This is a genomic window from Dellaglioa sp. CoH-55-MRSF-7, assembly GCF_056782235.1.
Genome location: NZ_JBXAYI010000004.1, coordinates 96,326 through 121,949, shown reverse-complemented (window position 1 = coordinate 121,949; position 25,624 = coordinate 96,326). Strand labels below are relative to the sequence as shown.

Here is a 25,624-nt window from a genome sequence, read left to right as displayed (position 1 = left end):
GATATGAAAGAACTAGATGTTGGTGGTGAGTATGAATATGGCTTTAAAGATGATATTGAGCCTGTTTATTCAACTGGGCGTGGCTTAACCGAAGCGATTGTTCGAGAAATTTCGGCAGCAAAAAATGAACCAGAGTGGATGTTGGATTATCGACTTCGTGCCTTTGCCTTATATGAAAAGATGCCAATGCCAAGTTTTGGTCCTGATTTGTCTAAGTTAGATTTAGCTAATATGCGCTATTTTCAACGTGCTAGTGATAATGTTGCTAGAGACTGGGAAGATGTCCCAGATAAGATTAAAGAAACCTTTGACCGACTTGGTGTTCCAGAAGCTGAACGTAAATACTTAGCTGGCTCTTCTGCACAATATGAATCAGAAGTTGTTTACCATCATATGCGTGAAGATTTTGAAAAATTAGGAATTATTTTTATGAGTACAGATGCTGCCGTCCAAGAATATCCTGAATTGGTTAAACAGTATTTTGGCAAATTGGTTCCTGCCTCTAATAATAAATTTTCAGCTTTAAATTCGGCTGTTTGGTCTGGTGGTACTTTTATCTATGTACCTAAAGGTGTGAAGACCGAGGTGCCTATTCAAAGTTATTTCAGAATTAATGCGGAGAATACAGGACAATTTGAACGAACATTAATCATTGTTGATGAAGGCGCAAGTGTTAATTACGTTGAAGGTTGTACAGCACCTAATTATTCGGCAGACAGTTTGCATGCGGCAGTCGTTGAAGTGAACGTCATGAAAGATGCCTATTGTCGGTATACAACGATTCAAAATTGGTCAGATAATGTGTATAGCTTAGAGACAAAACGTGCTAGAGCCTTAGAAAATGCGACGATGGAGTGGGTTGATGGTAACCTTGGATCAAAAGTTACAATGAAATATCCAAGTATTTATTTAGATGGTCAAGGCGCACATGGCACAATGTTGTCGATTGCGTTTGCTGGTGGGAATATCGTTCAAGATACTGGGGCAAAAATGATTCACAATGCTAAAAATACGACTTCTTCGATTGTTTCTAAATCGTTATGTAAAGATGGTGGACGAGTTGATTATCGAGGTTATTTAAAATTTGGTAGACATAGTGATGGTTCGTTTGCACATGTCGAATGCGATACAATCATCATGGATGATAAATCAGCGAGTGATACGATTCCATTTAATGAAATTTTAAATGGCAATGTTTCTATGGAACATGAAGCTAAAGTTTCTAAAATTTCTGAAGAACAATTATATTACTTAATGAGTCGCGGAATTTCTGAAGCAAAAGCAACAGAGATGATTGTAATGGGATTTGTTGAACCGTTCACCAAAGAATTACCGATGGAATACGCTGTTGAATTGAATCGTCTGATTGAGTATCAGATGGAAGGCAGTGTGGGGTAAAATAGTTTAGAATGATGTTACTTTTCCTAAAAAGTAAATAAGGGGATAATAATTAAATGATATATGCACTGGAAATAAAAGGCTTAAAAAAAGAATATGCAACGGGTGTTAAAGCGTTACGTGGTATTGATCTGGCTGTAGAAGAAGGGGATTTTTATGCACTTTTAGGGCCTAATGGTGCGGGAAAATCAACGACAATTGGTATTATTACATCTCTTGTGAATAAAACAGCGGGAACAGTGAAGGTTTTTGATTACGATATTGATACCAATTTGGTACAAGCCAAACAACAAATTGGACTTGTCCCACAGGAATTTAACTTTAATCCTTTTGAAACGGTTCAACAAATTGTTGTTAATCAGGCTGGTTACTATGGTGTTCCTCATAAAGAAGCAATGGAGCGCAGTGAAAAATATTTAAAACAGTCAGATTTATGGGAAAAACGTAATGTACGTGCACGAATGCTTTCTGGTGGGATGAAACGAAGATTGATGATTGCCAGGGCATTAATGCATGAACCTCGGTTGCTCATTTTAGACGAACCAACTGCGGGTGTAGATATTGAGTTGAGACGTGAAATGTGGTCTTTTTTAAAGGAATTGAATGAGAATGGCACAACGATTATCTTGACGACTCATTATTTAGAAGAAGCAGAAACACTTTGTCGTCATATCGGTATTATTCAATCAGGTGAGTTGATTGAAAATACGAGCATGAAAACTTTATTATCAAAATTACAATTTGAAACGTTTATTTTCGATTTAGATGTGTATGATAAAAAGCCAGAAATTATAGGGTATAAAAATTCCTTTGAAGACGCGCAAACAATTTCTATCGAAGTTGAACGAAATCAAGGTGTTAATGGGATCTTTAAACAATTTGATGAACAAGGGATAAAAGTTCTTTCTATGCGAAATAAATCGAATCGATTAGAAGAGTTATTCTTGAAAATTACGGAAGAAAAGCACCAAGTGGGGGAGAAACATGTTTAATCAATATTTTACTGCATTAAAAAGTCTCGCAATAAAAGAAACTAATCGTTATTTGAGAATTTGGGTACAGACATTAGTACCACCAGTGATTACAACATCATTGTATTTTATTATATTTGGTAAAATGATTGGTGGCCGAATTGGTGCAATGGGTGGATTTTCATATATGGAATTCATTGTACCAGGGTTAATTATGATGTCGGTGATCACTAGTTCGTATGCTAATGTATCTTCGTCATTTTTTTCTCAGAAATTTCAGAAAAATATTGAAGAATTACTAGTTGCACCAGTACCAACGCATATTATTATATGGGGATTTGTTATTGGAGGACTTGGAAGAAGTGTTTTAGTTGGGGCACTTGTCACTATTATTTCATTATTTTTTGTACCTCTTCATGTTTTTTCGTGGGTCATTATTATTATCACACTTTTGATGACAGCCATTTTATTTTCATTAGCAGGATTAATTAATGGTATTTTTGCACAGTCATTTGATGATGTGTCAATTGTACCTACGTTTGTTTTACAGCCATTAACTTATCTTGGTGGTGTTTTCTATTCTATTTCAATGTTACCACCAGTTTGGCAGGCCATCTCTAAGATTAATCCAATTGTTTATATGATTTCAGGATTTAGATATGGTTTTTTAGGTAAGACTGATGTATCACTTGCTTTATCAATGATAATTCTTATTCTGTTTATTGGTGTTCTTTACTGGATTTGTTGGTATCTTATTAATAAAGGTAGAGGTTTGAGAAGTTAGGATAGCCAATGTAATAATCCTTCTTTCTTATTAATCATTCTGTGACGGTTGATCAATAATGAATCTGGATAGCACCAAAAACAAAAGTCTTATGGCTTTTGTTTTTTTGTTAGGGTACGAAAAATGGTACCAAAGATAGATATCGTAGACTCTTTAAAAGATAGATATAAGGTATATTTTGAAAAAATGTCTGTTTTTCAAGTAAATTATTATTAAAACACTAGAATAACGTTTATACTAGCTACATATAAAACTAAAAAGGAGATAAATAATGACTATAAATAAACAATTAATTAAAGATGATTTATACGAAGCAGTAAATGGTGAATGGTTAAAAACTGCCAAAATTCCTGATGATAAACCTGCGACGGGTGGTTTTAATGATTTAGCTGATGAAATTGATAAAACTTTGATGGCTGATTTTGAAAAAATGTCAGCTGATTCTAGTGTTAAAGCACCATTAATGCAAGAATTTTTAAACTATTATGCCTTAGCAGCTGATTTTGATCGACGTGAATCAGAAGGAACCTTACCATTGAAAAAAGTTTTAGCACCTTTAGAAAATTTAACAAGTTTAGCTGATTTCGATACTAAATGGGCAGATTTTGTTCGTGCGGGTTATCCAACACCACTTGGGTTTGATGTTGATGCTGATATGAAAAATGCTAAAATTAATGCTTTATTTGTGGCAGCTCCGAGTTTGGTTTTACCAGATAAAACGTATTATGAACGAGATAATTCACAAGCTGAAGGTTTACTTAAAGCATTTAGGGCGATGATGACTAAGTTATTAGTTGCTTTAGATTATAGTGAAGAAAATGCAAATCATGTTATTACAGAGGCACTAACTTTTGATCGTAACTTAGTGCCAAATGTCAAGAGTGCTGAAGAATCAGCTGATTATAGTAAAGCGTACAACCCACAAAGTTTCACAGAATTTAGTTCACAAAGTAGTAATTTAGATTTAAAATCAATTGTTAAAAATCTTTTAAATGGGAATGAACCAGAAAAAATAATTGTGACTGAACCTAAATTTTTATCATCTATTGATGAACTCGTGAATACAACTCATTTTACAGAATTTAAAAGTTGGTTAATTGTTAAAACAGTAGGGAGTCTTAGTTCATATTTATCAGATGACTTACGTGTTATTGCTGGTGAATACGGGCGTGCATTATCTGGAAGCAAGGCACCGAAAAAACAACAAAAGTTTGCTTATTATCTAGCCATGGGAACCTATAGTGGGGTTGTGGGCGAATATTATGGATATAAATACTTTGGTGAAGATGCTAAAGCAGACGTTCAACAGATGGTTGAAAAGATGATTAATGTTTATCAAAATAGATTGGCTACTAATAATTGGTTAACAAGTACTACACGTGATAAGGCAATTTTAAAATTAAGTAAATTAGGTATTCAAGTTGGGTATCCAGATAAAATTAACCCGCTTTATCAAAAAATGCACGTTAATATGGAAAAAACATTGCTAGAGAATGCAATGGCCTTTGATAAATTAGCCACTGAAGATATGTTTAGTAAGTGGGATAAACCTGTCGATCGTGATCTTTGGGAGATGAGTGCAGCAACAGTTAATGCTTATTATCATCCCTTTAAAAATATCATTGTCTTTCCAGCGGCTATTTTACAAGCACCATTTTATAGTTTAGAGCAGAGTAGTAGTGCTAACTATGGTGGTATTGGAGCAGTTATTGCGCACGAGATTTCACATGCTTTTGATAATAATGGTGCGCTATTTGATGAGTATGGTAATTTGAATAATTGGTGGAGTGAAGCCGATTTGACCCATTTTAAAGAATTATCACAACAAATGATTACTGAATTTGACGGAACTGAATTCGCAGGCCAAAAAGTTAATGGGACTTTAACAGTTTCTGAAAATATTGCTGATGCTGGTGGGCTTAGTTGTGCACTTGAAGCGGCTAAATCTGAAGACGATACTGATTTTGAAGCATTTTTCATTAATTGGGCACAAGTATGGCGAATGAAGGCTTCAACACAGTATATGCAATTGTTATTATCAATTGATGTTCATGCCCCTGCTAAGTTGCGTGCTAATATTCAAGTTCAAAATTTAGCAGAATTTTATGATGCCTTTGATATTGTTGCAAGTGATGCAATGTATAAAGCAGTCGATGAACGCGTTAATATTTGGTAAATGATTAATTAAGACAAATTAAAAGGACATTATCAAAATGATAATGTCCTTTTTGCTGCGATTGTTTATCCGTAATACTTAAAGGTAGCATATTATAATACTTCGTTCTCTGTAATTTTTTCTTCCAAAACGTTGAAATTATATTCAGAAAGTTCATTTAAGCCATTTTTACTCTCATCAAAGAAAGCAGTTAAACTTTCAGATAACATTAGATTGATAACACGACCAGCTTCAAATTGAACTAAGATAACTGGAATATGAGCTTCTACTGCCATACCAACTTCAAACATAGTACCAGAGTCAGGTTCGTTATCTTCGTCTTCTTTGTAGTCTAAGATAGCAACAACAACGTCTGCGCGATGAACTTGGCGTGTGTCAGCTAAATAAACTGCACGTTGCCATTGTTGACTGAATTGTTCATATTGTTTACTTTGATTATCTTGGGGCAAGTAAATATTGTCACTATCAATTGTTTTGTTCTCTTTTAATGCTGCAACAACTTGAGAAACACGTTCACGTTGTTTGTCGCTAAAAAATGGACCTGCTAAATAAACTTTATTCATTAATATCGTCTCCTGGAATATATATTTGCTTTTTTAAGTATAGCATGACATTTTAAAAATGGGCACAAAAAAAGAAGACAATGAAGTCTTCTTTTTCAATTTCTAAACACCGTAAACGAATTGACCTGAATTAAAGTGGTCAGCTGAAATAACGTAAACGTTACCACTATTACGTAAAGTAAAGTTAGCTAAATCATTTAATAAGTTATTGGTTGTTTTTCCAGGTTCAGTATCGATAATTTGACCATCACTAATTAAACCAGGGAATACAGCGTCTTCGTTAATTAATAAAGTATTAACACGATGTTGCGTTAATAGAGCAAACAAATCGATTGGGTTTGTTTTGCTTGGATTAACTTCATCAAGTGAACGAGCACGATCCAATAAATGATCAATTGTTTGATTGATTAAAATTTGATTTTGATCTAACAAATCTTTTTCAATTTCTGTAGTTGTTAGGGCACTAGGTGATTTTTTAATTGTAATTTCTGAATTAACTGATTTTAATTTTGTTAATTCATGGAATAAGCTTTGATTTTTAGGTAGTCCAATAAGGAAAAGACGTTTATAAATTAATTCGGGATGGGTAACTAGGAATTTTTCAATTGCCAAGTAGTAATTTCTATTATCAATCGCTTTTTCTTCATCCTTAGTATTTAACCCATGGAGGGCGCCAGTAGGGCCATGAGTGGTCGTGGTATCTGTACTTTCAGGACCAAGAGTTGATACCATGTCGATAGGAGCATCCTCTGGGAGTTCTTGTTTCAATAAGACACCTTCTTTGAATTGATGTAATTCAAATGAATCACGGTGTAAGCTTAGGATTGTTCCTGATAATTTTGTTGCTTGTTGAGCTAATAAAGGTAAAGTGTATGCTTCAGGACCAACAATAACTTTATCTACTTCAATAGCGTGATTTAAATTAAATTTAAAGTAATCGTTAGGTGTTAAGTAAAGTGCGATACTAGGGAATTGACCGATTTTATCTGCAATTTCATTAATAAAATTAACCAATTGTGTTTCAATTAGTTCCCAAGTTTTCTTAGGTACATCCGAATGAGCTTCTTTGGCAGTTTTTAAACTAGTTTTTAGTTTTAACTGATTCTTCGCAGCAAAATTAATACCTGGATATGTTTTGATAAAGATTGATACAATGGGTTCTTCTTTGATTGTGAGTAATTTTTTCAAATTGTTATGCATTGACATAATGGTTCCCCCTTTATATGATTACCTTTAGTATAACATCATGAAAACGGTTATCCAACTTATATGGTTACGTTTTCATAAAAGGAGTAAATATGATTTATTTAGAAAAAGATAACAAAAATATTAAAAAAATGGAAGCTTACATGAAAAATAATTTTTCTTACTTAGGGATTAAGACACCAAGTCGACGTGAACTAACAAAGGACTTGATGAAAGAATCTAAGAGTTGGCCTCTAGAAGAGTTAATCTCACAAATTTTAGCTTATTATGGTCGTGAAGAAAGAGAGTATCAATATGTTGCAATCGACTTAGCACAAAAAAATCTTAAACGATTGACGGTTGATGAAGTCCAAGTATTGGTTGAGTTAATTAAGGTTAAACCATGGTGGGATTCAGTAGATGCTTTACGTAAGGTTATTAGTGACTTTTTAAAATTAAGTCCGATAAATTTTAACGATATTAGTAAGCAATTTGAAAACCATGATAATTTCTGGATGCGTCGTGTGGGTATAAATCTTCAGTTAGGCTATCGTGAAGAAACTAATCTAGCTTACTTATCAAAGATGATTTTGAATGATAGAACAACAGATGAATTTTTCATCCAAAAAGCGATTGGTTGGTCATTACGTGAGTATGCTAAGACTGATGAAAATTGGGTTATAACTTTTATTGAGAGCCATGATCTATCAAAGCTAGCTGTGCGAGAAGGACTTAAACATGTGAAGACAAAATAAAAAAGACTGATTTTATTCAGTCTTTTTTGCTTATTTTAAGGTTAAGAATTTATCTCCGGCAAGGTCTCTGTAGAAATTTGCTTTAATTGCTTGTTGATAAGGCATGTACCAAATATAACCAATTCCAAGTGTCACGATTGATAATAGGTACCAACCAACCAGACTTAACTCTATTACGAATAAATCAAATTTGTGTCCGTTCATTAATTCACGGCTTAACGTTATTTTTTTATTAATACTGATGTCAGGATGATTTGGGTTATCTGTTAAGTCTTTGTTAATCATAAAGACTTGTGAATAAGAATAGTATTTAATAATTCCTGGGACAATAAGCAAGAGAGTCCAAAGTGTACTATAAATGGTTTTGAGAATGGCGATACCAATAGATGGGAAAAATAATTCATTTGAGAAAACTTGGAAACTTTGTGTAAATGCATGTTCTGGTGTTTTTTGTGAACTGACCCAAGTTAAGAATGTATATGAAACACCTACAAGTAGAATTTGAAAAATAAGATAAAGAACAACGACAGTTGCTGAAATTATAGGACTGATAGCTGATGATTGGTTATTATTTTCAGTAGAATATAAATTCATAATGTCTGCGTACTCAGTAGAATATAAGCGAGAATAAACAATAAAAATAAGGATTGCTAGTAAGCTAACTAGGATAGCTGACTTCCAGTGTCCTTTAAGTAATGCCTTTGATTCAGATTTCAGTTGTTGTCTCGTTTTTAGTGGTTTTTCCATGATGTGTGTCTCCTTAATTGTATATGTTTTAATAATATTTTAAGCATACATTAAACCAAATATTAAGTCTATACTGACAGATTGAGAATGTGAGTATTTCAATATTTTTAGACGGTATAAAAGTGAAACAAACCAAACTTTTTGTTAGATTGTAGTAAGATGAATAGCGTAATCTATATTAATGGAAGAAGAGTGAGCTAATGGTAAATAAAATGAAGGCCATCGCAGCATTTGGAAAATTTCCGACAGAAGATAAAAATGCATTACGAGATGTCAAAATCGATAAACCGACACCTGAAAATCATGATATTCTTGTGAAGGTAACGGGTATTTCAGTGAATCCAATAGATTATAAATCAAGAATGTTAATTGATTCTGAAGAAAAATTACTTATTTTAGGTTTCGATGCAATCGGGGTCGTCTCTGAAATAGGATCAGAAGTAACACAATTTAATAGTGGTGATAAGGTTTTTTATTTAGGTGTCAATAATCGTTCAGGAAGTAATGCTGAGTATCAGCTAGTTGATGAACGACTAGTTGGAAATGCACCCAAGAAAATAACAGACAGTGAAGCAGCCGCTATGCCACTAACAGGTGTAACAGCATGGGAAGCATTATTTGAAAAATTAAATTTCATTCCAGAGAAAAATGCCAATAGTGGAAAATCAGTTTTAATTATTAATGGAGCTGGTGGTGTAGGCTCTATTGCTATTCAACTTGCTAAATGGGCTGGTTTGACTGTTATCACGACCGCTTCAAGATTAGAAACGAGCGATTGGGTTAAAAAGATGGGCGCTGATATTGTCATTAATCACCGAAAAGATTTGAAGAAACAATTAGTTAAATTAAATATTAATGAAGTTGATGGTATTCTAATATTGCACTCAACAGAAACTTATTTTGATTTAGCAGCAGATATCATCAGACCTCAGGGTATTATTACTTCAATTGTGGGCACATCTGATAATTTACCAATTGGTAAATTAAAAAATAAAAGTAATGAGTTTAAATGGCTAACAGTTTTTACTAAAGGTGTATATTACACGGCAGATATGAGCTCTCAAGGTAAAACATTAAATCGCTTAGCCACGTTATTAGATGAAGGCAAACTAAAATCAACGATGACTAAATCATTGGTGGGGATTAACGCCGATAATTTACGAACGGCTTCTGAAGTTGTTGAAAATGGTAAGATGATTGGAAAGTTTGTAATAACTGGTGAATTTAACGCGGAGGTATAAGCTATTGAGTAAAAAAGAAATTAGAAAAATGATTATTAACAAGATGGTTGATTTGGCAAAAAATAAGGTCCTTGAAAAAAGGAATCAGGAGAAGGCAATTATTGATAAAGTTTTACAATCTGAAGAATGGGAATCGGCTGATTCAATCGGATTAACAATTAGTCAATCGATTGAGTTTAGTACTAACGAATTACTATTGGCGGCACTGTCTCAAGGTAAGAGGGTGTATATACCAAAAACGATGCCTGAAAAGCAACTTGCATTTTTACCTTACTTATCTATTGAACAGGTGCTTATAAAAAGTGATTATGGACTATTAGAACCTGAATATAATGTTGCACTTGAAAAGAATAATTTAGATTTAGTGATTGTACCAGGAGTTGGGTTTAATTTAGAGAATAATCAAAGGATTGGCTTTGGCGGTGGTTATTATGATCGGTATATTGCAAAATATCAACCAAAAACAATTTCACTTTGTTTGGACGTTCAAAATGTAATTTCTGAGAAATGGACAAGTAATCAGTTTGATATTAAAATTGATAAAATTATTACAGTATAAGTTCTATTTGAATAAATCCTTAACAAAATACAGTTTAATAATATTATTTACATTAATATACGAATATAGTAAAATTGTAATTGCTCATTAATGAGATAAACACGAACAAATGTATTTATGAAAAGGAGATTTAAAATGATTAATCGCATTAAATCATATTTTGAAATTGATCAGTTACATACAACGGTTAAACGCGAAATGTTAGCTGGTTTTACAACGTTTATATCAATGGCTTACATATTATTTGTTAATCCTACGATTTTAAGTGCTTCGGGGATGGACAAAGGGGCAGTATTTACTGCAACTGCATTATCAAGTGCTTTAGGCTGTATTTTAATGGGTATTTTAGCTAAATACCCAATAGCAACAGCTCCCGCATTGGGTATTAATGCCTTTTTCTCATATTCAGTTGTTATAGGTATGGGAATTCCATGGCAAACAGCTTTAGCAGGTGTATTTGTAGCATCACTAATTTTTATTTTAATTACTATTTTTAAACTACGCGAAATGATTATTAATGCTATTCCAAGTAACTTAAAATACGCTATCTCAAGTGGTATTGGTTTATTTATTGCTTTTATCGGTTTACAAGATGGTGGCTTAATTATCGCAAACAAATCCACAGTTGTGGGCCTAGGTCCATTGACCGTTGGTACAACATGGTTAACAATCTTTGGCTTAATTGTTACTGCAATTTTAATGGTTAGACGTGTTCCAGGTGGTATTTTTATTGGGATGTTTGCAACAGTTATTCTAGGATTCATCACAGGATTAATTAAAATGCCAACACAAGTTGTTGCCGGTGCCCCAAGTTTGGCCCCAACATTTATGCAAGGCGTTAAACATATTAGTGATATTAACACGGTTCAGTTATGGGTAGTCGTTTTAACCTTCTTGTTAGTTACTTTCTTTGATACTGCTGGAACACTTGTTGGGTTAGCTCAACAAGCCGGATTCATGAAAGACAATAAAATGCCTCGTGTCGGTAAAGCTTTAGTTGCTGATTCAACAGCAATGCTTGCTGGCTCTGTTTTAGGAACATCTCCAGTTGGTGCATATGTTGAGTCTTCAGCAGGTATCGCCGTTGGTGGACGCTCAGGTTTAACGGCTGTTACAACTGGATTATTATTTATTGTCGGGATATTTTTCTCGCCATTATTATCAGTTGTAACAACACAGGTCACTGCTCCAGCATTAATTATTGTTGGTGTATTGATGGCACAATCTTTAACAAAAATCGAATGGACAAAAATGGAAATTGCAATTCCAGCATTTTTAATTGTAATTGGTATGCCATTAACTTATAGTATCTCTGACGGGATTGCTTTGGGAATGATTTTTTATCCAATTACAATGATTGCTGCTGGTCGTCGAAAAGATGTTCATCCAATCATGTACGGACTGTTCTTTGTGTTCTTACTTTTCATGTGGATTTTAAATGTTTAAATAAAATAGCAAACGTAAATGACAGATCTACTATAAACATGGTATTATTTAGACTAAGAGTTTAAAGCGAACAAAAATAATACAATAGGAATGGAGAATATGATGACAAGCGAAAAGATACACATTGGATTACTTTTTGGTGGTAATTCATCAGAACATGACGTTTCAAAACGTTCAGCACATAATATCTACGATGCAATGGATAAAAATAAGTACGAAGTTAGTTTATTCATGTTTACAAAGGAAGGTGTACTACTTGGAGATGCTGCTTCACGTCGCATTTTTGATGGCGAACCAGAAGCAAAAGTTGTTGAAGATGTCTTACCAACAATTGATTTTACAAATCCGTTAGCTAATATCATGAGTTTAACTGAAGTTAAAGATATTGATCTTTTTTATCCAGTTATTCATGGTAATATGGGTGAAGATGGTACAATTCAAGGATTATTTAAACTTTTAGATAAACCATATATTGGTAGTGATGTTCGTTCATCAGCAATTTCATTTGATAAAGATTTAACTAAGAAAATGTTAACGTTAAATAATATCAGAAATACTAAATATTTGGTTGTTAAGGCCAACAATCGTGCTGAAATGACTTACGCACACATTAGTAAGGAACTTGGAGAAGTTGTTTTCATTAAACCAGCTAACCAAGGATCATCAGTTGGTATTCATAAGGCACATAACGAAAAAGAATTCCTTGAAGGTATAGAAGATGCATTTTTATATGACACAAAGCTTTTAGTTGAAGAATCAATCGAAAATCCTGATGAAATTGAATGTTCAATTCTTGGAAATACTGATTTAAAAGCTTCAAAATTAGGTGCAGTTATCGTACCTAAATCTGATGTATTTTACGATTACAATAATAAATTCGTTGATGCTTCAGGTGTGGAATTTGAAATGCCTGTTGAATTACCAGATGAATTAACAAAAGAAATCCAAGACATGTCATTACGTGCTTTTGAAGCATTGGGTTGTCGTGGTTTAGCACGAATTGATTTCTTAGTTAAAGATGGTATTCCATATCTTGGTGAACTAAATACGTTACCTGGATTCACAAACATTTCGCTTTATCCACAATTGTGGGAAGTTTCAGGAATTGGTTATTCAGAATTAATTGATAAATTAATCCAATTAGCATTCGACGAACATGCCGCTGTTAAAGAATTACATTATGACTTTACTGAATTACCTGAAATCTAAATTTTAAGAAGATTATTAGTCTGGAGACAGCACTAGTAATCTTTTTTATTTGAGTGAAGGAGAGAATAGAATATGGAAAGATGCCCATGGGCCCAATCGGGTAATCAGTTAATGCAAGATTATCATGATGAAGAATGGGGAAAGCCGCTTTATGGCGATCAACAACTATTCAGATTATTGAGTTTAGAATTAATGCAAGCAGGGTTGAGCTGGAAGACCGTTTTAAATAAACGTAATCATTTTAATCACGCTTTTGAAAATTTTTCAATTTACAAAGTTAGTCAATTTGATGAAGATAAAATTGCGGAACTAATGGAAAATGCAGATATTATTCGAAATAAGCAAAAAATTATCGCTATTATCGCGAATGCACAGGCGATCATAAGAATGAACCAAGATGGGCAATCATTTGATTCATTTTTATGGGAATTTGTAGCAAATAAACCAATTAATAATCTCTGGCGACATGCAGAGGATGTTCCAGCTGAAACCGACATTTCAAAAAAGTTATCTAAAGAATTGAAGAAATTAGGGTTTAAGTTTGTTGGTCCTAAAATTATTTATTCATTGATGCAAAGTATGGGTATGGTAGATGACCATATTACTTTATGTAAATTCAAGACAAAATAAAAAGAAATTAACCAATTATGGCTAATTTCTTTTTTTATTTTTTAAGATTATTTTTAAGAGCAGGTGTGTTATTTAAATCTGTTCGAACAACTAAGACATCAGAAACAGCAACTCGAGTTACGTATTCTGTAACTGAACCAATTAATAATCGTTCGACTGCATTCAATCCAGTAGCGCCGATCACAATTAAATCAATATCTAAATTAATAGGAACATTTTTAGCAATAACTACTTTTGGAGAACCATACTCAATTGAGTAGTCAACATTCTTAAGACCAGCTGCTTTTGCTTGTGCAATATACTTATTCAATGTCTCTTTTGCTGTATCACTAACTTGTTCAACCATTGACGTATCAAAACTTGAGATATTTTGGAATGCTCTAGTGTCAATAACATGCAAAAGATGAAGTGTAGAATCTTCGCCATTTCTTAAAGCTACTTGTACTGCTTTTTCGAATGCTAATTTTGCTTCATCAGAACCATCTACAGGAACTAAAATATTTTTATATTGTTGTAACATGGTCGGCCACCTCTTTCTTTTATATACCTCTATTTTACGACAAAACGAATGAAAATAGAAGTAAAAACGGTTACAAAGTTAGATTAATGCATAAAAAAAGATAAAATAATTGTTAAAGCACCAACCGTAAGGCAGGCTAGAGTAACTAGTATCCCACAAAATATGGGTATAAAAATGATTACTGAAATTAAGCCAACTAAGCTTTCAATACAGATAATTAACCCAAAGACAAGTAGTATTGAGCTTAGCACCTGGTTTGACTCAGGTTTAAATATCATAAAATTTTTGTTGCGATGTGAGAATAAGTAATAGCCGATAGTCAAGAGTAAGAGTGAAAGAACGGCTAAAAGTATCCGAATTAACATTTAAAGACTCCTTTATTCTTAATAAAAAAAGTCTGAGCAAACATAGTTTGCCCAGACCATCAAAGCAAAAGCTTTGGAATATCCGCGTAGTGCCGTTAATCATCTTCGTGAGTTGAGCCCGCAGTGAAGCAGGTGGCATCGACTGTACTAGCCTCTAACTACCAAGTGAAAAGGCTTGAAATTAGCTAGCCTATCAAGTTGACGCCTAGGTATAATTATTTGTTCGGTCAACATTCTAATAAGATAACGCGTACACTTCAGAACTTCATCTTTAATATAGCACAGACTTTTAAAAGGTGCAACAATTATGATGTAAGCGGCAACAAATCATCTTTTTGATGGATGTAATTTACTATATTGTTCTTTAAGTCCTTGTTCATAACGCCCGTTTGCTTTAGGCTCATAATAATTAGCATCTTTCAATTTATCTGGAAGATATTGTTGGGCAACCCAATCATTTGGATAGTTATGTGGAAATTTATAACCAATACCATGACCTAAATCTGCAGCACCTTTGTAATGTGAATCTTTTAAATGAGCAGGAATATCTCCAAAACCACCTTTTTCAATATCAGCAATTGCATTATTTATGGCAACATTTGCCGAGTCTGATTTGGGTGAGAGGCAGAGATCAATTACTGCGTTAGACAGAGGTATTTTAGCCTCTGGAAAGCCAATTTTTTCTGCCGCCTGTACAGCAGTTAAGGTTCTAGCACATGCTGCAGGGCTACTTAATCCGACATCTTCGTATGCCATTGTGATTAAACGCCTTGCAATTGTAGGTAAATCACCAGCAAGAATTAAACGTCCTAAGTAATGTAAAGCCGCGTTAACATCGGAACCTCTTACTGATTTTTGAAAAGCAGAAATAACATCATAGTGAGCATCGCCATCTTTATCATGGGTTAATGCTTTTCTTTGTAGACACTCTTCTATGACTGATAGTGATAAGGTAATGACACCTGAACTATCAGGTGGGGTTGACTTAGCAGCTAGTTCAAGTGCATTCAAAGAACTACGTAAATCTCCGTTGGTTGCTCGCGCTAAGTGTAACCGTGCATTAGCTTCTAAATTAATATTAAGATTTCCGAGACCAATATTTTTATCTACTAGTGCACGATCAAGTGCAGTTTCAATATCATTTTCGTCTAAAGGTTTAACTTCAAAGATTTGTGTTCGACTTCTAATAGCTGGATTGATGGTAATGTAAGGATTTTCTGTTGTTGCACCGATTAAAATAATTTGGCCACTTTCTAAGTGGGGTAATAAGAAGTCTTGTTTAGGTTTCGTTAATCGATGGATTTCATCTAAAAGTAAAATAACAGTACCGCTCATTTTTGCTTCTTCAGCTACGATTTCAAGGTCTTTCTTAGAATCAGTTGCAGCATTTAATTTACGAAATGCATACTGAGTTGATCCGGCAATAGCACTGGCGATACTCGTTTTACCAGTGCCAGGTGGTCCGTATAAAATCATAGATGAAAGCAGTTTTGCTTCGACCATTCGTTTGATAATTTTACCTGGACCAACAAGGTGTTGTTGGCCAACGACTTCTTCAATTTTAGTTGGTCGCATTCTGAATGCAAGTGGTTGTAACATATGTGGCTCCTTTCACGTTGATTACTAAAGAATAGTATAGCATATTGCATAAATTTAATTGGCACAATGGATTGCAAATATGAAGGATTAATTCAAATATTTGGTACAATGTAATAGACAAATGAGGAGGCACAATGATATGAAACTAGATGCAATCGGATTACAAATTCAGGAAGAAAAGCTCGCACCTCTACTTAGAAAATCGTTGATAGGATTAGAGCGAGAAACTCAAAGAGTGAAGAATACGGGAGTGCTGAGTTCAACTGATCATCCTGAATCATTAGGAGATAGATTTAAACATCCTTATATAAAAACAGATTTTGGCGAATCACAAATGGAATTTATCACGCCACCAATTGAGGGGGCTGATAATGTTATTAACTATCTAGATGCCATTCAACAAGTCGCAACACAAGAATTGGATAGTGATGAACAGTTATGGCCATTGAGTTCAATTCCTAAATTACCAGTGGATGAATCTAAAGTAAGAATAGCGCATCCAGATGAATTAGGATTTATATACCGAAATAAATTAGCAGAAAAGTATGGAAAAAAACGTCAACTTTTTACGTCTGTACATCTTAATTTTAGCTTTCCAGAAAAAGTAATTCAGATTTTATTTGATTCTGAGTTTCATAGTTATTTTAATTCTTATATAGAATTTCATAATTACGTCTATTTAAAAATTGGACGCAAATTTATGGAAAAGAGTTGGCTTACAACTTACTTGTTTGGAGCAACACCAATTGTTGAAAGTACTAATTATAATGCTTGTCATCCGGTTAGAAGTGTTAGAAACAGTGAATTTGGCTATACCAATATTGATAGTTCAGTTCAAGCTTCTTATCGATCAATTAACTCATACGTTACGTCACTTAATAAGATGGTCCAGAATGGTAAATTGTTATCATTTTCTGAATATTATGGAGATGTACAATTTAAATCAGCTACTAAAAAGGAAGATACATTAATTTCATCTGGTGTTAATTATATTGAACTCCGTGGATTTGATGTTGATCCATTTTCTCGTGTTGGTATTCAAGGTGACACAATTAAGTTTATTCAATTATTAGCGGCTTACTTTCTAATGACGCCAGATATGGCAGAAAATGAAGTTGATGATATTATATTTAAAGCGAAACAATTAAAAAATGAGGTGGCAATAGAAGACCCTAAAACAACCTCGATTGTTAAAAATGCTGCAATAAAACTGCTGAACGAATTAATTTTATTTAATGATAATTTTTATCTAGATAAAAATTTAGAGGATACATTAGTTCAATTTAAATTACAATTTGAACGACCTGAATTGAGTCTGAGTGCAAGGATAGTTGATGAAGATATTAATAAATCGTTGGCTGATTTTGCAATGGAACAAGCAAAATCTAATAAGATAAAGTATCAGTCACAGTTAAGTTCATTGATTGGCTTTAACTGTTACTCGAAAAATACGCAGCTTATTTTAGCAGCGTTGATAAAAAGAGGGTCTTATTTTGATCTTGTTGACAGTGATTTGGACGTCATACGGGTGAACGGACATCTTCTGCAAAATGGGGTAATTTCTGATTTAGATACCAGTGTTTTAAACAAAATTGCATATGACAAGCAAACAACTAAAAAAATATTGGGCAACCTTGATATTAAAGTTCCTAGTAGTATTAATGTACACACTTTAGATGAAGCTATGAACTATTATGCAGATGTAGTCAACAAAGCATTAGTTATTAAGCCAAGATTCATAAAGAGCAGTCAAGCAACACATGTATTTCGAGTGGCTCCGACGTTAAGCGAGTATAAAGAAGCCGTTAAACGTATCTTATCAATTGATACACAAGTTTTAATTGAAGAAATTACTGTTGGGTCAGTCTATCGATTTATGATTGTAGGTGGCCATGTAAAGGGTATTGTTGAAAGATTACCAGTTAGTGTAGTTGGCGATGGACGAAAGACGTTGGCACAGTTAATTACAATAAAAAATGCACAAGTAGAACGTACTAGTCAAGGTCCATGGTATCCGCTTAAATTGTCAGAAGTTGAACATCAAACAATAGCATCACAAGGTATTACTGAATCAACTGTTATTTCAAGAGGGTCTGAAGCAATCATTAGATATGATAGTAATTTTTATTCGGGTGCAAATCAAAATGAAGTTAGCAATCAAATGGACGAATCATATATAGCGTTAATTGAAGGTTATGCAAAACGTTTAAAAATGACGATGGGGGCAGTTGATGTGGTTATTCCTAACTTGTATATAGCATATGACTATAGACATAGGGATGCTTTAACCGTTCTTTCAATTGAAACGGCTCCTGATTTATCGATAAATTCGTTTCCTAATTTTGGAGATAACCAGCCTATTGCTAATGAAATAGTAAAGATTTTAGAAACCAAATAAAAAACTTAAACTACACTTAATATAAAAGTGTTAGTTTAAGTTTTTATGCTAATCGAATAAATTTTCAAAAAATGATTTTTTCTTTTCTGGCGTTTCAACTTGTATAATTGGATATTTTTCATTAATATCAATAACAGATTCATTAATCGCATTTTTTTCAGAAGCGACAACTAGCCCCATAATTTCAACCCCATCAGGAGTATCATTATTTGATGTTAATGTAAATTTAACATCATGCTTATGCGTTAAGGTGATGTATGGGGCTAATATATTCTGATCAATTGTACCATTAAGTAGAACATGATAGTCGGGATGTTCAAGTAGTTCTTTTTCAAATCCAGCCATATTTTTAGATGCTGTTACCTCAGCAACAGTCATTGCTAGGCTGACCCGCTCTCTAAATGTCCCTAAGTACTTTCTTTGTTCATCGGGATGAAGTTGAGGTGTTCCGTAAAGGCCAGATTGAAGATGTGGATCTAAGTTATTTTCAGTCATGGAGTTGACCACCTTTCAGTAAGTTATGAATTTAGCATACCATGTTTGATACAAAAGGAGAGAGCGAAATGTTTATAAAAGATGATTTTTTAATTTTTAAAGATCAAACATTAGACGGACGATTAAAAAAAATAAAGACAATTATTGATCCCAAATTCGAAAAGGTGGGAGCTGAACTACTACCTTTTTTAGAAGAACAATTAGGAATTAAAATGTATTTGCACATTGCAAAACATGCTAGAAGATCAAAAAATCCACCGCCTGATACTTGGATGGCTTTTAGCGAGAATAAACGTGGCTATAAAATGATGCCACATTTTGAAATTGGTTATTGGGATGATCGGTTATTTATCTGGTTATCTGCATTAGCAGATATTAAAGACAAAAGCTTGTATGAAGAGGGCGTTTCTGAATCAATAATAATGATTCAGAAACTAGAAGATACTTTCGTGTGGTCAGTGGATCATACAAATAAAGAGACGGGTACTTTAGCAAACACAATAACACTTACTGATAGTCAAAAGTGGAGTAGTGTACAAACTAAAGAACTATTGATTGGACAGAATTTAGCTATTGAAGATGAGTTTTTTAGCTTAAATGAATATAAACAACTAAACGACTTGAAAAATACATTACTGCCACTAATTGAAATCTATAAAATATGGACAAAAAAAACATCTCATTAAGAATGAGATGTTTTTTAATTTGAAATTATAATTTGTTGTAGTATTCAACGATAAGTGATTCGTCGATATCTGCTTCAAGTTCTTCACGTTCTGGTAAACGAGTTAATGAACCCTCTAATTTATCAGCATCAAATTGTACGAATTGTGGACGGCCAACTAATGCTTCCATTGCGTCTTTAACAATTTGTAAACTCTTTGATTTTTCACGTAATGAGATTACTTGACCGATTTCAACTGCGTATGAAGGAATATCAACGCGGTTGCCATCAACAGTAATGTGACCATGGTTTACCAATTGACGAGCTTGGCGACGAGTAGAAGCCAAACCTAAACGATAAACAACGTTGTCTAAACGACCTTCAAGTAAGATCATGAAGTTAACACCATGTTTACCTTCGCGAATTGTACCAGCTTTAATAAATAAGTTAGCAAATTGACGTTCTGATAAACCGTACATCATACGAAGTTTTTGTTTTTCTCGTAATTGTAAACCATATTCTGATAATTTACGGCGATTGTTTTGACCATGATCACCGGGTGCATAAGGACGACGAGCTAATTCTTTACCAGTACCTGTTAAAGAAAGACCTAATCGACGTGAAACTTTCCAACTTGGGCCAGTATAACGTGACATATATAAATTCCTCCAATATTTGTTTTGGAGTAAAATAATCCTTTGTGAACTTAGTATTCGTGCAGTTTGTTTTGCAATGTTCACCTTTGCAGCTGAAAGGGTACTAATTGAACCAAGACAATTGGGCAACAAACTGTTGACGAGCTTACCGTCCACCGCTGCATTATTTTACACAAGACTCATCATACTGTCTTTTTAAACTAATGTCAATTTGTTTTCACGTTTGTTTACATAATAAAAAGAATGTATATAATTAATAACATTAATTTCTATAAATAATAGATAAAAGCTAGTGAACGCTTTAAAGGTCTATGATATAATGATTAGAAGCATAAAATTTGAATGTGAAAAGTAAATATAAATTTTAGTAAGCTAAAGGCGGGATTAGGATATGACACAGATTTTTGTTGGAATAATAGTAGTAGCCATTATTATCTATGCAACAGCGTTTTTTCTTCAGAAACGCAATGAAAAAAAATTCGAAACATTTCGTGATCAAGTAAAGGTTATTGCTCATTCTGAAGTTGAACAACAGCTTCAGTTAACGAAGGATTTGGGGTTAACAGGTGAAAGTCTTAAAACATTTTCAGCATTACAATCAGACTTTAAAGAAGTGCAAAATGCAAAATTGCCTAAAATTTCGACACAAATTAATGAAGCATATGAAGCAAACTCGAAATATCAATTTCTTTCTAACCGTCAATTAGCGGCAGAAATAGAAGTAAAATTAATTTCAAGTGAAAAAACACTTAAAGGGATTGAAAAAGCATTAACGTCGTTGAAAGAAAGTGATGAAAGTAATCATCAAGCTGTTGATTCACTTGAAAAAAAATATCAGGATTTACGTAAAACATTATTATCAAAGAACTTTTCGTATGGACCTAGTATCGATAAACTTGAGGATAAACTAACTGGTCTTGAAGATGATTTTGACCGTTTTTCAACATTAACGAGTGCTGGAGATCATGATACGGCTGAAAAAGTTTTAAGTAAGTTAAGAGAAGATACAACTTCGTTAGAAAAGATTCTTGATGAGATTCCACCACTATATAAAAGTTTGAAGAACGAATTTCCAGATCAACTTGCTGAATTACAATCTGGTTACATGAAATTAACGGATGAAAATTATAATTTTCCAGTGGGGGATGACATCCCTAAACAAATAGACGAAATTCAAACACGTGTTGACGAAACATTACTTAAATTAGAGAACCTAGAAGTAGCGTCAACAATTGTTGCAGTTAATGACATGGCTAATCAAATTGATTATTTATATGATGTTATGGAAAAAGAGTTGGCCGCAAAAGATAAGATAGAAAAGCAAGAAGAAAGTTATCGTAAATTCATTGATCATGCTGAAAAACAAAGTCAAATGCTTTTAGTTGAATTAGATAGATTGGGTCAAAATTATGAATTAAGTCATAATGAATTAGAAGACGCGCAAAAATTAAATCAACAAATTAGGGACATTGATGCACAACATGATACTGATAAAGCGGTTATTGATTCTGGTGAAGCAATTTATAGCGAGATGGCTGAGCGAGTTGAACAAAACTCTAAGTTGTTAGAAAAAATTGAATCTGAACAACAAAAAATTGATGCTAGTATTCAGGATTTACGTAGCAATGAAAAAAAGGCCAGCGCAACAATTCAAAGATTTGATATTGAATTACATCAAATTAAAAGACAAGTTGAACAGGTTAATCTTCCAGGACTACCTAATGATTACTTAGATTTTTTCTATGTTGTTAGTGATGAAATTGAAGAAGTTGAAGTAGCAATTGGTAAATTAAGAATTAACATTGAAAAAATTGCAAAACAAATTATCGATATTGAAGCAGATCTTGAAAGTTTAGAAGATAAGACACACGATCTTATTGATAGTGCATCGTTATCTGAGAGTTTACTACAATATGCGAATAGATTTAGAAATTCGAATGAAGAGATTGCAATTGCATTTGAAAAGGCAAAGCAATTATTTAATAATGATTTTAATTATGCAGCTAGTTTGGAAACAATTGCGACTGCATTAGATAAAGTAGAGCCTGGTTCATATAAAAAAATAGAGAAACAATATTATGATAATATGGAAGACAGCTTTGAAATTGAATAGTAACTATATTAAGTGGGGACTAGGGCATTAATTTGTTCAGTCGCCACTTTTATATTCTATAAAGAAACACCAGGGATGAATAAAAAGTGTCAATCTGGTACGAAGTATATTATAATGAGAAAAGTATTTTTCAGAAAAGAAGGTAACTAATGATTTATTTTGATAATAGCGCAACAACAAAAATAACGCCCGAAGTTTTAGATACATATAATAAAGTTAGTGACCAAGTATGGGGTAATCCATCTAGCCTAAATAACTTAGGTGAGATAGCTCATAATTTATTAGAGCAGTCACGCCAACAGATCGCAAGCTTATTAAATGTATTTGAAGATGAAATATTATTTACTGGAAGTGGAACTGAAGGTGACAATTGGGTAATTAAAGGAACGGCTATGGCAAAAATGAACCATGGTAAGCACTTAATTACGACAACCGTTGAGCATCCTGCTGTTATGAATACAATGGCTCAGCTGGAACAGCTTGGTTTTGAGGTTACCTATTTGCCAGTTGATGATGAGGGGCGAATTAGTATTGATGATTTAAAGGCTGCTTTGAGATCTGATACTATTTTAGTTTCAGTTATGGCAGTTAATAATGAAATTGGAACCATTCAGCCTTTAGTTGAAATTGGGGACGTACTAAAAGATTATCCAACAGTTCATTTTCATGTGGATGCTGTTCAAGCCATTGGTAAAGGTGTGCAAGAAGCTTTTATGAGTGACAGAGTAGATTTTGTAACGTTCTCTGGGCATAAATTTCATGCGCCACGTGGAGTAGGGTTTATTTACAGTAAAAGAGGTCGTCACATTGAACCACTTCTTACAGGTGGTGGACAAGAACATAACTTACGTAGCGGAACTGAAAATGTACCTGCAATTGCTAGCATGGCAAGAGCATTGCGATTATTATTAACAGATGAAACTAAGATGGTGATGAAACAAAAAGCTGTTAAAGAATTAGTTTTCAACCATATTAGTAAGTTTGATAAGATTACAACTTTTTCAAAATTACAATCAAATTTTGCGCCACATATATTGTGTTTTGCAATTGAGGGTGTTCGTGGCGAATCAATTGTTCATGCATTTGAAAGTGAAGGAATATATATTTCAACTACAAGTGCTTGTTCATCAAAGAAAAATCAAGCATCTGGCACATTATTAGCAATGAATGTGCCAGAACCGCTTGCTAAATCAGCCGTTCGAATCAGTTTTGATGGAAATAATACGCTAGAAGAAGCAAAAGAATTTAATCGTATTTTTGATATTTTGTATCATAAATTTGAAAAAATTAATTCTAAATAATGAGAGGATGTCGACATGCAATATACAGAGATAATGGTTCGTTATGGCGAACTATCAACAAAAGGAAAAAATAAGAGGAACTTTATTGATCGCCTAGGAACAAACGTTCGAAATAGTTTACATGGTTTTGATGATTTAGTTGTTAAAGCAAATCGTGATCGGATGCACATTAATTTAAACGGTGACGACAGCGAATTAGTTATGCAACGTTTATCACAGGTTTTTGGGATTCAAAATTTTTCACCTGCAATTCGCGTTGAACAAGATATGGATTTAGTTAAAGAAACAGCTGTAGCAATGATTAGTGAGCAATTTGTTGAAGGGACAACATTTAAAGTTAACACACGTCGTTCTGATCATGATTTTGAATTAGATACTAATGAGTTGAATGACGAACTAGGTGGCTGGATTTTAGATCACGTGCCTGGCATTACTGTTAAAATGAAACAGCCTGATATTATTTTACGTGTTGAAGTTCGTTCAAATGGGATTTTCTTATCTTCTGAAACGCGTCAGGGTGCTGGTGGTTTACCCGTTGGTACTGCTGGTAAAGGGATGTTAATGTTATCAGGTGGAATTGATTCGCCTGTTGCAGGGTACCTTGGTATGAAACGTGGTGTTTCAATGGAGATGGTTCATTTCTTCAGTCCACCATATACAAGTGAACAAGCTTTAGCTAAGGCTAAAGAACTAACAGTTAAATTGACACCTTATGTTGGAACGATTCAATTTATTGAAGTTCCTTTTACTGAGATTCAAGAGCAAATTAAACATGATGTACCAGAACCATATTTAATGACCATAACACGTCGTTTCATGTTACGTTTAACTGAAAAAATTGCCGAATTACGTGGTGGATTAGCAATCTTTAATGGAGAATCATTAGGCCAAGTTGCTTCTCAAACACTTGAAAGCATGGTTGCAATTAATGACGTTACAACAATGCCAATTATTCGACCAGTCGTTTCAATGGATAAAAATGAAATTATTGATGTTGCTAAAAAAATTGATACATTTGAACTTTCAATTAAACCATTTGAAGATTGTTGTACAATTTTTGCCCCACCAGCACCTAAAACAAAGCCTCGTTTAGACCGTTCAAGGGAATTTGAAGCTCGTTTGGATATCGATGGCTTAATGGAACGTGCATTGGCAGGTGTCAAGGTTAGCAAGATTCGTGTTGGCGAAGAATATTTAAATGAAAATAGTGAATTATTCGCAGAATTACTATAGTAGCACTTTAAAAGATTAGACAAATCGGTCTAATCTTTTTTTGTCCAATCAAATAAGTCGCTTCTTAAACAGTAATTGAGTAAGATAGAGATAAATAAAGAAAGGGTGGTCAATTATGAAAGTAACTCGTCATGGTAGTGAAATGGATACAGTTGGGGAAGCACCAAAAGTAGGGGAAGTTTTTCCTACAGTTAATGCGTACGATGAAAATGATCAAGTTGTAACATTACCTAAAAGTACAGGTAAAAAATTAGTATTAAGTGTTGTTCCAAGTATTACGACAAGTGTTTGCAGTATAGAAACAAAACGTTTTAATATGGAAGCAGATAATTTTAGAGATATCGAATTTATTACCGTATCTGATGATTCAAAAGAAGATCAAAAAAATTGGTGTGCCGCTGAGGGTGTAAACAATTTACAATTGCTTCATGCAGATAAGGGGAATTTTGCGAAAGTTACTGGATTAGATGTTCCGGAATTTGGTCATATGGCTCGAATGGTTTTCATTTTAGATGAAACTGGACATGTTATTTATGAAGAACTGGTTACGGAAATCTCAAATGAGCCAGACTACGCTAAACTACTTGAAGAATTAAAAAAATAAAATATTGACGAT

General features: G+C 33.5%; 23 protein-coding genes. 16 read left to right on the top strand and 7 right to left on the bottom strand.

Annotation, left to right across the window (positions count from 1 at the left end):
- Nucleotides 1-3: 3 nt before the first annotated feature.
- From sufB to AC1RPU_RS05705, 4 genes are all read left to right on the top strand, one after another.
- A complete protein-coding gene (gene sufB, locus AC1RPU_RS05720) occupies nt 4-1,398 on the top strand; it encodes a Fe-S cluster assembly protein SufB (RefSeq protein WP_481761649.1) in 1,395 nt (464 codons plus the stop codon).
- 56 nt (nt 1,399-1,454) lie between these two features.
- Nucleotides 1,455-2,390 (top strand): ABC transporter ATP-binding protein, encoded by a 936-nt coding sequence (locus tag AC1RPU_RS05715; protein WP_481761650.1) that lies wholly within the window; start codon nt 1,455-1,457, stop codon nt 2,388-2,390.
- Nucleotides 2,383-3,153 carry an ABC transporter permease gene (locus AC1RPU_RS05710; protein ID WP_481761651.1) on the top strand — a complete coding sequence of 257 codons (771 nt, stop codon included), beginning with the start codon at nt 2,383-2,385 and terminating at the stop codon, nt 3,151-3,153. Before AC1RPU_RS05715 ends, AC1RPU_RS05710 begins: the two co-directional genes overlap by 8 nt.
- A 271-nt stretch (nt 3,154-3,424) precedes the next feature.
- Complete coding sequence (locus AC1RPU_RS05705; protein WP_481761652.1) at nt 3,425-5,329, top strand: M13 family metallopeptidase; 1,905 nt, start codon at nt 3,425-3,427, stop codon at nt 5,327-5,329.
- Between the two features lie 92 nt (nt 5,330-5,421).
- Here the strand turns inward: AC1RPU_RS05705 and AC1RPU_RS05700 are convergent, their stop codons facing one another.
- Nucleotides 5,422-5,892, bottom strand: a complete 471-nt coding sequence (locus AC1RPU_RS05700; RefSeq protein ID WP_481761653.1) for a nucleoside 2-deoxyribosyltransferase — start codon at nt 5,890-5,892, stop codon at nt 5,422-5,424.
- Nucleotides 5,893-5,994: 102 nt separating this feature from the next.
- Nucleotides 5,995-7,098, bottom strand: a complete 1,104-nt coding sequence (locus tag AC1RPU_RS05695; RefSeq protein ID WP_481761654.1) for a baeRF6 domain-containing protein — start codon at nt 7,096-7,098, stop codon at nt 5,995-5,997.
- Nucleotides 7,099-7,190: 92 nt separating this feature from the next.
- Here AC1RPU_RS05695 and AC1RPU_RS05690 point away from each other — a divergent pair, with 92 nt between their 5' ends.
- Complete coding sequence (locus AC1RPU_RS05690; protein ID WP_481761655.1) at nt 7,191-7,832, top strand: DNA alkylation repair protein; 642 nt, start codon at nt 7,191-7,193, stop codon at nt 7,830-7,832.
- A 30-nt stretch (nt 7,833-7,862) separates the two neighbouring features.
- Here the strand turns inward: AC1RPU_RS05690 and AC1RPU_RS05685 are convergent, their stop codons facing one another.
- A complete protein-coding gene (locus tag AC1RPU_RS05685; protein WP_481761656.1) occupies nt 7,863-8,579 on the bottom strand; it encodes a DUF975 family protein in 717 nt (238 codons plus the stop codon).
- Nucleotides 8,580-8,779: 200 nt separating this feature from the next.
- On the opposite strand from AC1RPU_RS05685, the gene AC1RPU_RS05680 reads away from it, so the two are divergent.
- The 5 genes from AC1RPU_RS05680 (at nt 8,780) to AC1RPU_RS05660 (ending at nt 13,664) form a co-directional block, all read left to right on the top strand.
- A complete protein-coding gene (locus tag AC1RPU_RS05680) occupies nt 8,780-9,820 on the top strand; it encodes a zinc-binding alcohol dehydrogenase family protein (protein ID WP_481761657.1) in 1,041 nt (346 codons plus the stop codon).
- Between the two features lie 4 nt (nt 9,821-9,824).
- A complete protein-coding gene (locus tag AC1RPU_RS05675; RefSeq protein ID WP_481761658.1) occupies nt 9,825-10,379 on the top strand; it encodes a 5-formyltetrahydrofolate cyclo-ligase in 555 nt (184 codons plus the stop codon).
- Nucleotides 10,380-10,514: 135 nt separating this feature from the next.
- Nucleotides 10,515-11,825 (top strand): NCS2 family permease, encoded by a 1,311-nt coding sequence (locus AC1RPU_RS05670; protein WP_481761659.1) that lies wholly within the window; start codon nt 10,515-10,517, stop codon nt 11,823-11,825.
- A gap of 102 nt (nt 11,826-11,927) precedes the next feature.
- Nucleotides 11,928-13,034: a D-alanine--D-alanine ligase family protein gene (locus tag AC1RPU_RS05665; RefSeq protein WP_409022784.1), complete on the top strand. Its 1,107-nt coding sequence runs from the start codon at nt 11,928-11,930 to the stop codon at nt 13,032-13,034.
- A 72-nt stretch (nt 13,035-13,106) separates the two neighbouring features.
- Nucleotides 13,107-13,664 (top strand): DNA-3-methyladenine glycosylase I, encoded by a 558-nt coding sequence (locus tag AC1RPU_RS05660; RefSeq protein ID WP_481761660.1) that lies wholly within the window; start codon nt 13,107-13,109, stop codon nt 13,662-13,664.
- A gap of 34 nt (nt 13,665-13,698) precedes the next feature.
- On the opposite strand, the gene AC1RPU_RS05655 is transcribed toward AC1RPU_RS05660, so the two are convergent.
- Nucleotides 13,699-14,184 carry a universal stress protein gene (locus tag AC1RPU_RS05655; RefSeq protein ID WP_409022337.1) on the bottom strand — a complete coding sequence of 162 codons (486 nt, stop codon included), beginning with the start codon at nt 14,182-14,184 and terminating at the stop codon, nt 13,699-13,701.
- Nucleotides 14,185-14,876: 692 nt separating this feature from the next.
- Entirely contained in the window at nt 14,877-16,148 is a 1,272-nt protein-coding gene (locus tag AC1RPU_RS05650) for a replication-associated recombination protein A (RefSeq protein ID WP_481761661.1), read from the bottom strand.
- A 139-nt stretch (nt 16,149-16,287) separates the two neighbouring features.
- On the opposite strand from AC1RPU_RS05650, the gene gshAB reads away from it, so the two are divergent.
- Nucleotides 16,288-18,546, top strand: a complete 2,259-nt coding sequence (gene gshAB / locus AC1RPU_RS05645; RefSeq protein ID WP_481761662.1) for a bifunctional glutamate--cysteine ligase GshA/glutathione synthetase GshB — start codon at nt 16,288-16,290, stop codon at nt 18,544-18,546.
- A 48-nt stretch (nt 18,547-18,594) separates the two neighbouring features.
- Here gshAB and AC1RPU_RS05640 read toward each other — a convergent pair whose 3' ends face one another.
- Nucleotides 18,595-19,041: a YueI family protein gene (locus AC1RPU_RS05640; RefSeq protein ID WP_481761663.1), complete on the bottom strand. Its 447-nt coding sequence runs from the start codon at nt 19,039-19,041 to the stop codon at nt 18,595-18,597.
- 68 nt (nt 19,042-19,109) lie between these two features.
- Here AC1RPU_RS05640 and AC1RPU_RS05635 point away from each other — a divergent pair, with 68 nt between their 5' ends.
- Nucleotides 19,110-19,727, top strand: a complete 618-nt coding sequence (locus tag AC1RPU_RS05635; RefSeq protein WP_481761664.1) for a DUF1054 family protein — start codon at nt 19,110-19,112, stop codon at nt 19,725-19,727.
- A gap of 25 nt (nt 19,728-19,752) precedes the next feature.
- On the opposite strand, the gene rpsD is transcribed toward AC1RPU_RS05635, so the two are convergent.
- Nucleotides 19,753-20,361, bottom strand: coding sequence for a 30S ribosomal protein S4 (gene rpsD, locus AC1RPU_RS05630; protein WP_409022342.1), 609 nt, complete (start codon nt 20,359-20,361; stop codon nt 19,753-19,755).
- Nucleotides 20,362-20,752: 391 nt separating this feature from the next.
- On the opposite strand from rpsD, the gene ezrA reads away from it, so the two are divergent.
- From ezrA to tpx, 4 genes are all read left to right on the top strand, one after another.
- Entirely contained in the window at nt 20,753-22,474 is a 1,722-nt protein-coding gene (ezrA, locus tag AC1RPU_RS05625; RefSeq protein WP_481761665.1) for a septation ring formation regulator EzrA, read from the top strand.
- 149 nt (nt 22,475-22,623) lie between these two features.
- A complete protein-coding gene (locus AC1RPU_RS05620; RefSeq protein WP_481761666.1) occupies nt 22,624-23,775 on the top strand; it encodes a cysteine desulfurase family protein in 1,152 nt (383 codons plus the stop codon).
- Nucleotides 23,776-23,790: 15 nt separating this feature from the next.
- Complete coding sequence (thiI, locus tag AC1RPU_RS05615; RefSeq protein ID WP_409022345.1) at nt 23,791-25,008, top strand: tRNA uracil 4-sulfurtransferase ThiI; 1,218 nt, start codon at nt 23,791-23,793, stop codon at nt 25,006-25,008.
- 115 nt (nt 25,009-25,123) lie between these two features.
- On the top strand, nt 25,124-25,612 hold the full coding sequence (tpx, locus tag AC1RPU_RS05610) for a thiol peroxidase (RefSeq protein ID WP_481761667.1): 489 nt from the start codon (nt 25,124-25,126) through the stop codon (nt 25,610-25,612).
- The last annotated feature ends 12 nt before the right edge of the window (nt 25,613-25,624 follow it).

Bases quoted from the DNA above. Each gene is read 5' to 3' on its own strand.
- sufB (WP_481761649.1), top strand. From the start codon at position 4: ATGAAAGAACTAGATGTTGGTGGTGAGTATGAATATGGCTTTAAAGAT.
- AC1RPU_RS05715 (WP_481761650.1), top strand. From the start codon at position 1,455: ATGATATATGCACTGGAAATAAAAGGCTTAAAAAAAGAATATGCAACG.
- AC1RPU_RS05710 (WP_481761651.1), top strand. From the start codon at position 2,383: ATGTTTAATCAATATTTTACTGCATTAAAAAGTCTCGCAATAAAAGAA.
- AC1RPU_RS05705 (WP_481761652.1), top strand. From the start codon at position 3,425: ATGACTATAAATAAACAATTAATTAAAGATGATTTATACGAAGCAGTA.
- AC1RPU_RS05700 (WP_481761653.1), bottom strand. From the start codon at position 5,892: ATGAATAAAGTTTATTTAGCAGGTCCATTTTTTAGCGACAAACAACGT.
- AC1RPU_RS05695 (WP_481761654.1), bottom strand. From the start codon at position 7,098: ATGTCAATGCATAACAATTTGAAAAAATTACTCACAATCAAAGAAGAA.
- AC1RPU_RS05690 (WP_481761655.1), top strand. From the start codon at position 7,191: ATGATTTATTTAGAAAAAGATAACAAAAATATTAAAAAAATGGAAGCT.
- AC1RPU_RS05685 (WP_481761656.1), bottom strand. From the start codon at position 8,579: ATGGAAAAACCACTAAAAACGAGACAACAACTGAAATCTGAATCAAAG.
- AC1RPU_RS05680 (WP_481761657.1), top strand. From the start codon at position 8,780: ATGGTAAATAAAATGAAGGCCATCGCAGCATTTGGAAAATTTCCGACA.
- AC1RPU_RS05670 (WP_481761659.1), top strand. From the start codon at position 10,515: ATGATTAATCGCATTAAATCATATTTTGAAATTGATCAGTTACATACA.
- AC1RPU_RS05665 (WP_409022784.1), top strand. From the start codon at position 11,928: ATGACAAGCGAAAAGATACACATTGGATTACTTTTTGGTGGTAATTCA.
- AC1RPU_RS05660 (WP_481761660.1), top strand. From the start codon at position 13,107: ATGGAAAGATGCCCATGGGCCCAATCGGGTAATCAGTTAATGCAAGAT.
- AC1RPU_RS05655 (WP_409022337.1), bottom strand. From the start codon at position 14,184: ATGTTACAACAATATAAAAATATTTTAGTTCCTGTAGATGGTTCTGAT.
- AC1RPU_RS05650 (WP_481761661.1), bottom strand. From the start codon at position 16,148: ATGTTACAACCACTTGCATTCAGAATGCGACCAACTAAAATTGAAGAA.
- gshAB (WP_481761662.1), top strand. From the start codon at position 16,288: ATGAAACTAGATGCAATCGGATTACAAATTCAGGAAGAAAAGCTCGCA.
- AC1RPU_RS05640 (WP_481761663.1), bottom strand. From the start codon at position 19,041: ATGACTGAAAATAACTTAGATCCACATCTTCAATCTGGCCTTTACGGA.
- AC1RPU_RS05635 (WP_481761664.1), top strand. From the start codon at position 19,110: ATGTTTATAAAAGATGATTTTTTAATTTTTAAAGATCAAACATTAGAC.
- rpsD (WP_409022342.1), bottom strand. From the start codon at position 20,361: ATGTCACGTTATACTGGCCCAAGTTGGAAAGTTTCACGTCGATTAGGT.
- ezrA (WP_481761665.1), top strand. From the start codon at position 20,753: ATGACACAGATTTTTGTTGGAATAATAGTAGTAGCCATTATTATCTAT.
- AC1RPU_RS05620 (WP_481761666.1), top strand. From the start codon at position 22,624: ATGATTTATTTTGATAATAGCGCAACAACAAAAATAACGCCCGAAGTT.
- thiI (WP_409022345.1), top strand. From the start codon at position 23,791: ATGCAATATACAGAGATAATGGTTCGTTATGGCGAACTATCAACAAAA.
- tpx (WP_481761667.1), top strand. From the start codon at position 25,124: ATGAAAGTAACTCGTCATGGTAGTGAAATGGATACAGTTGGGGAAGCA.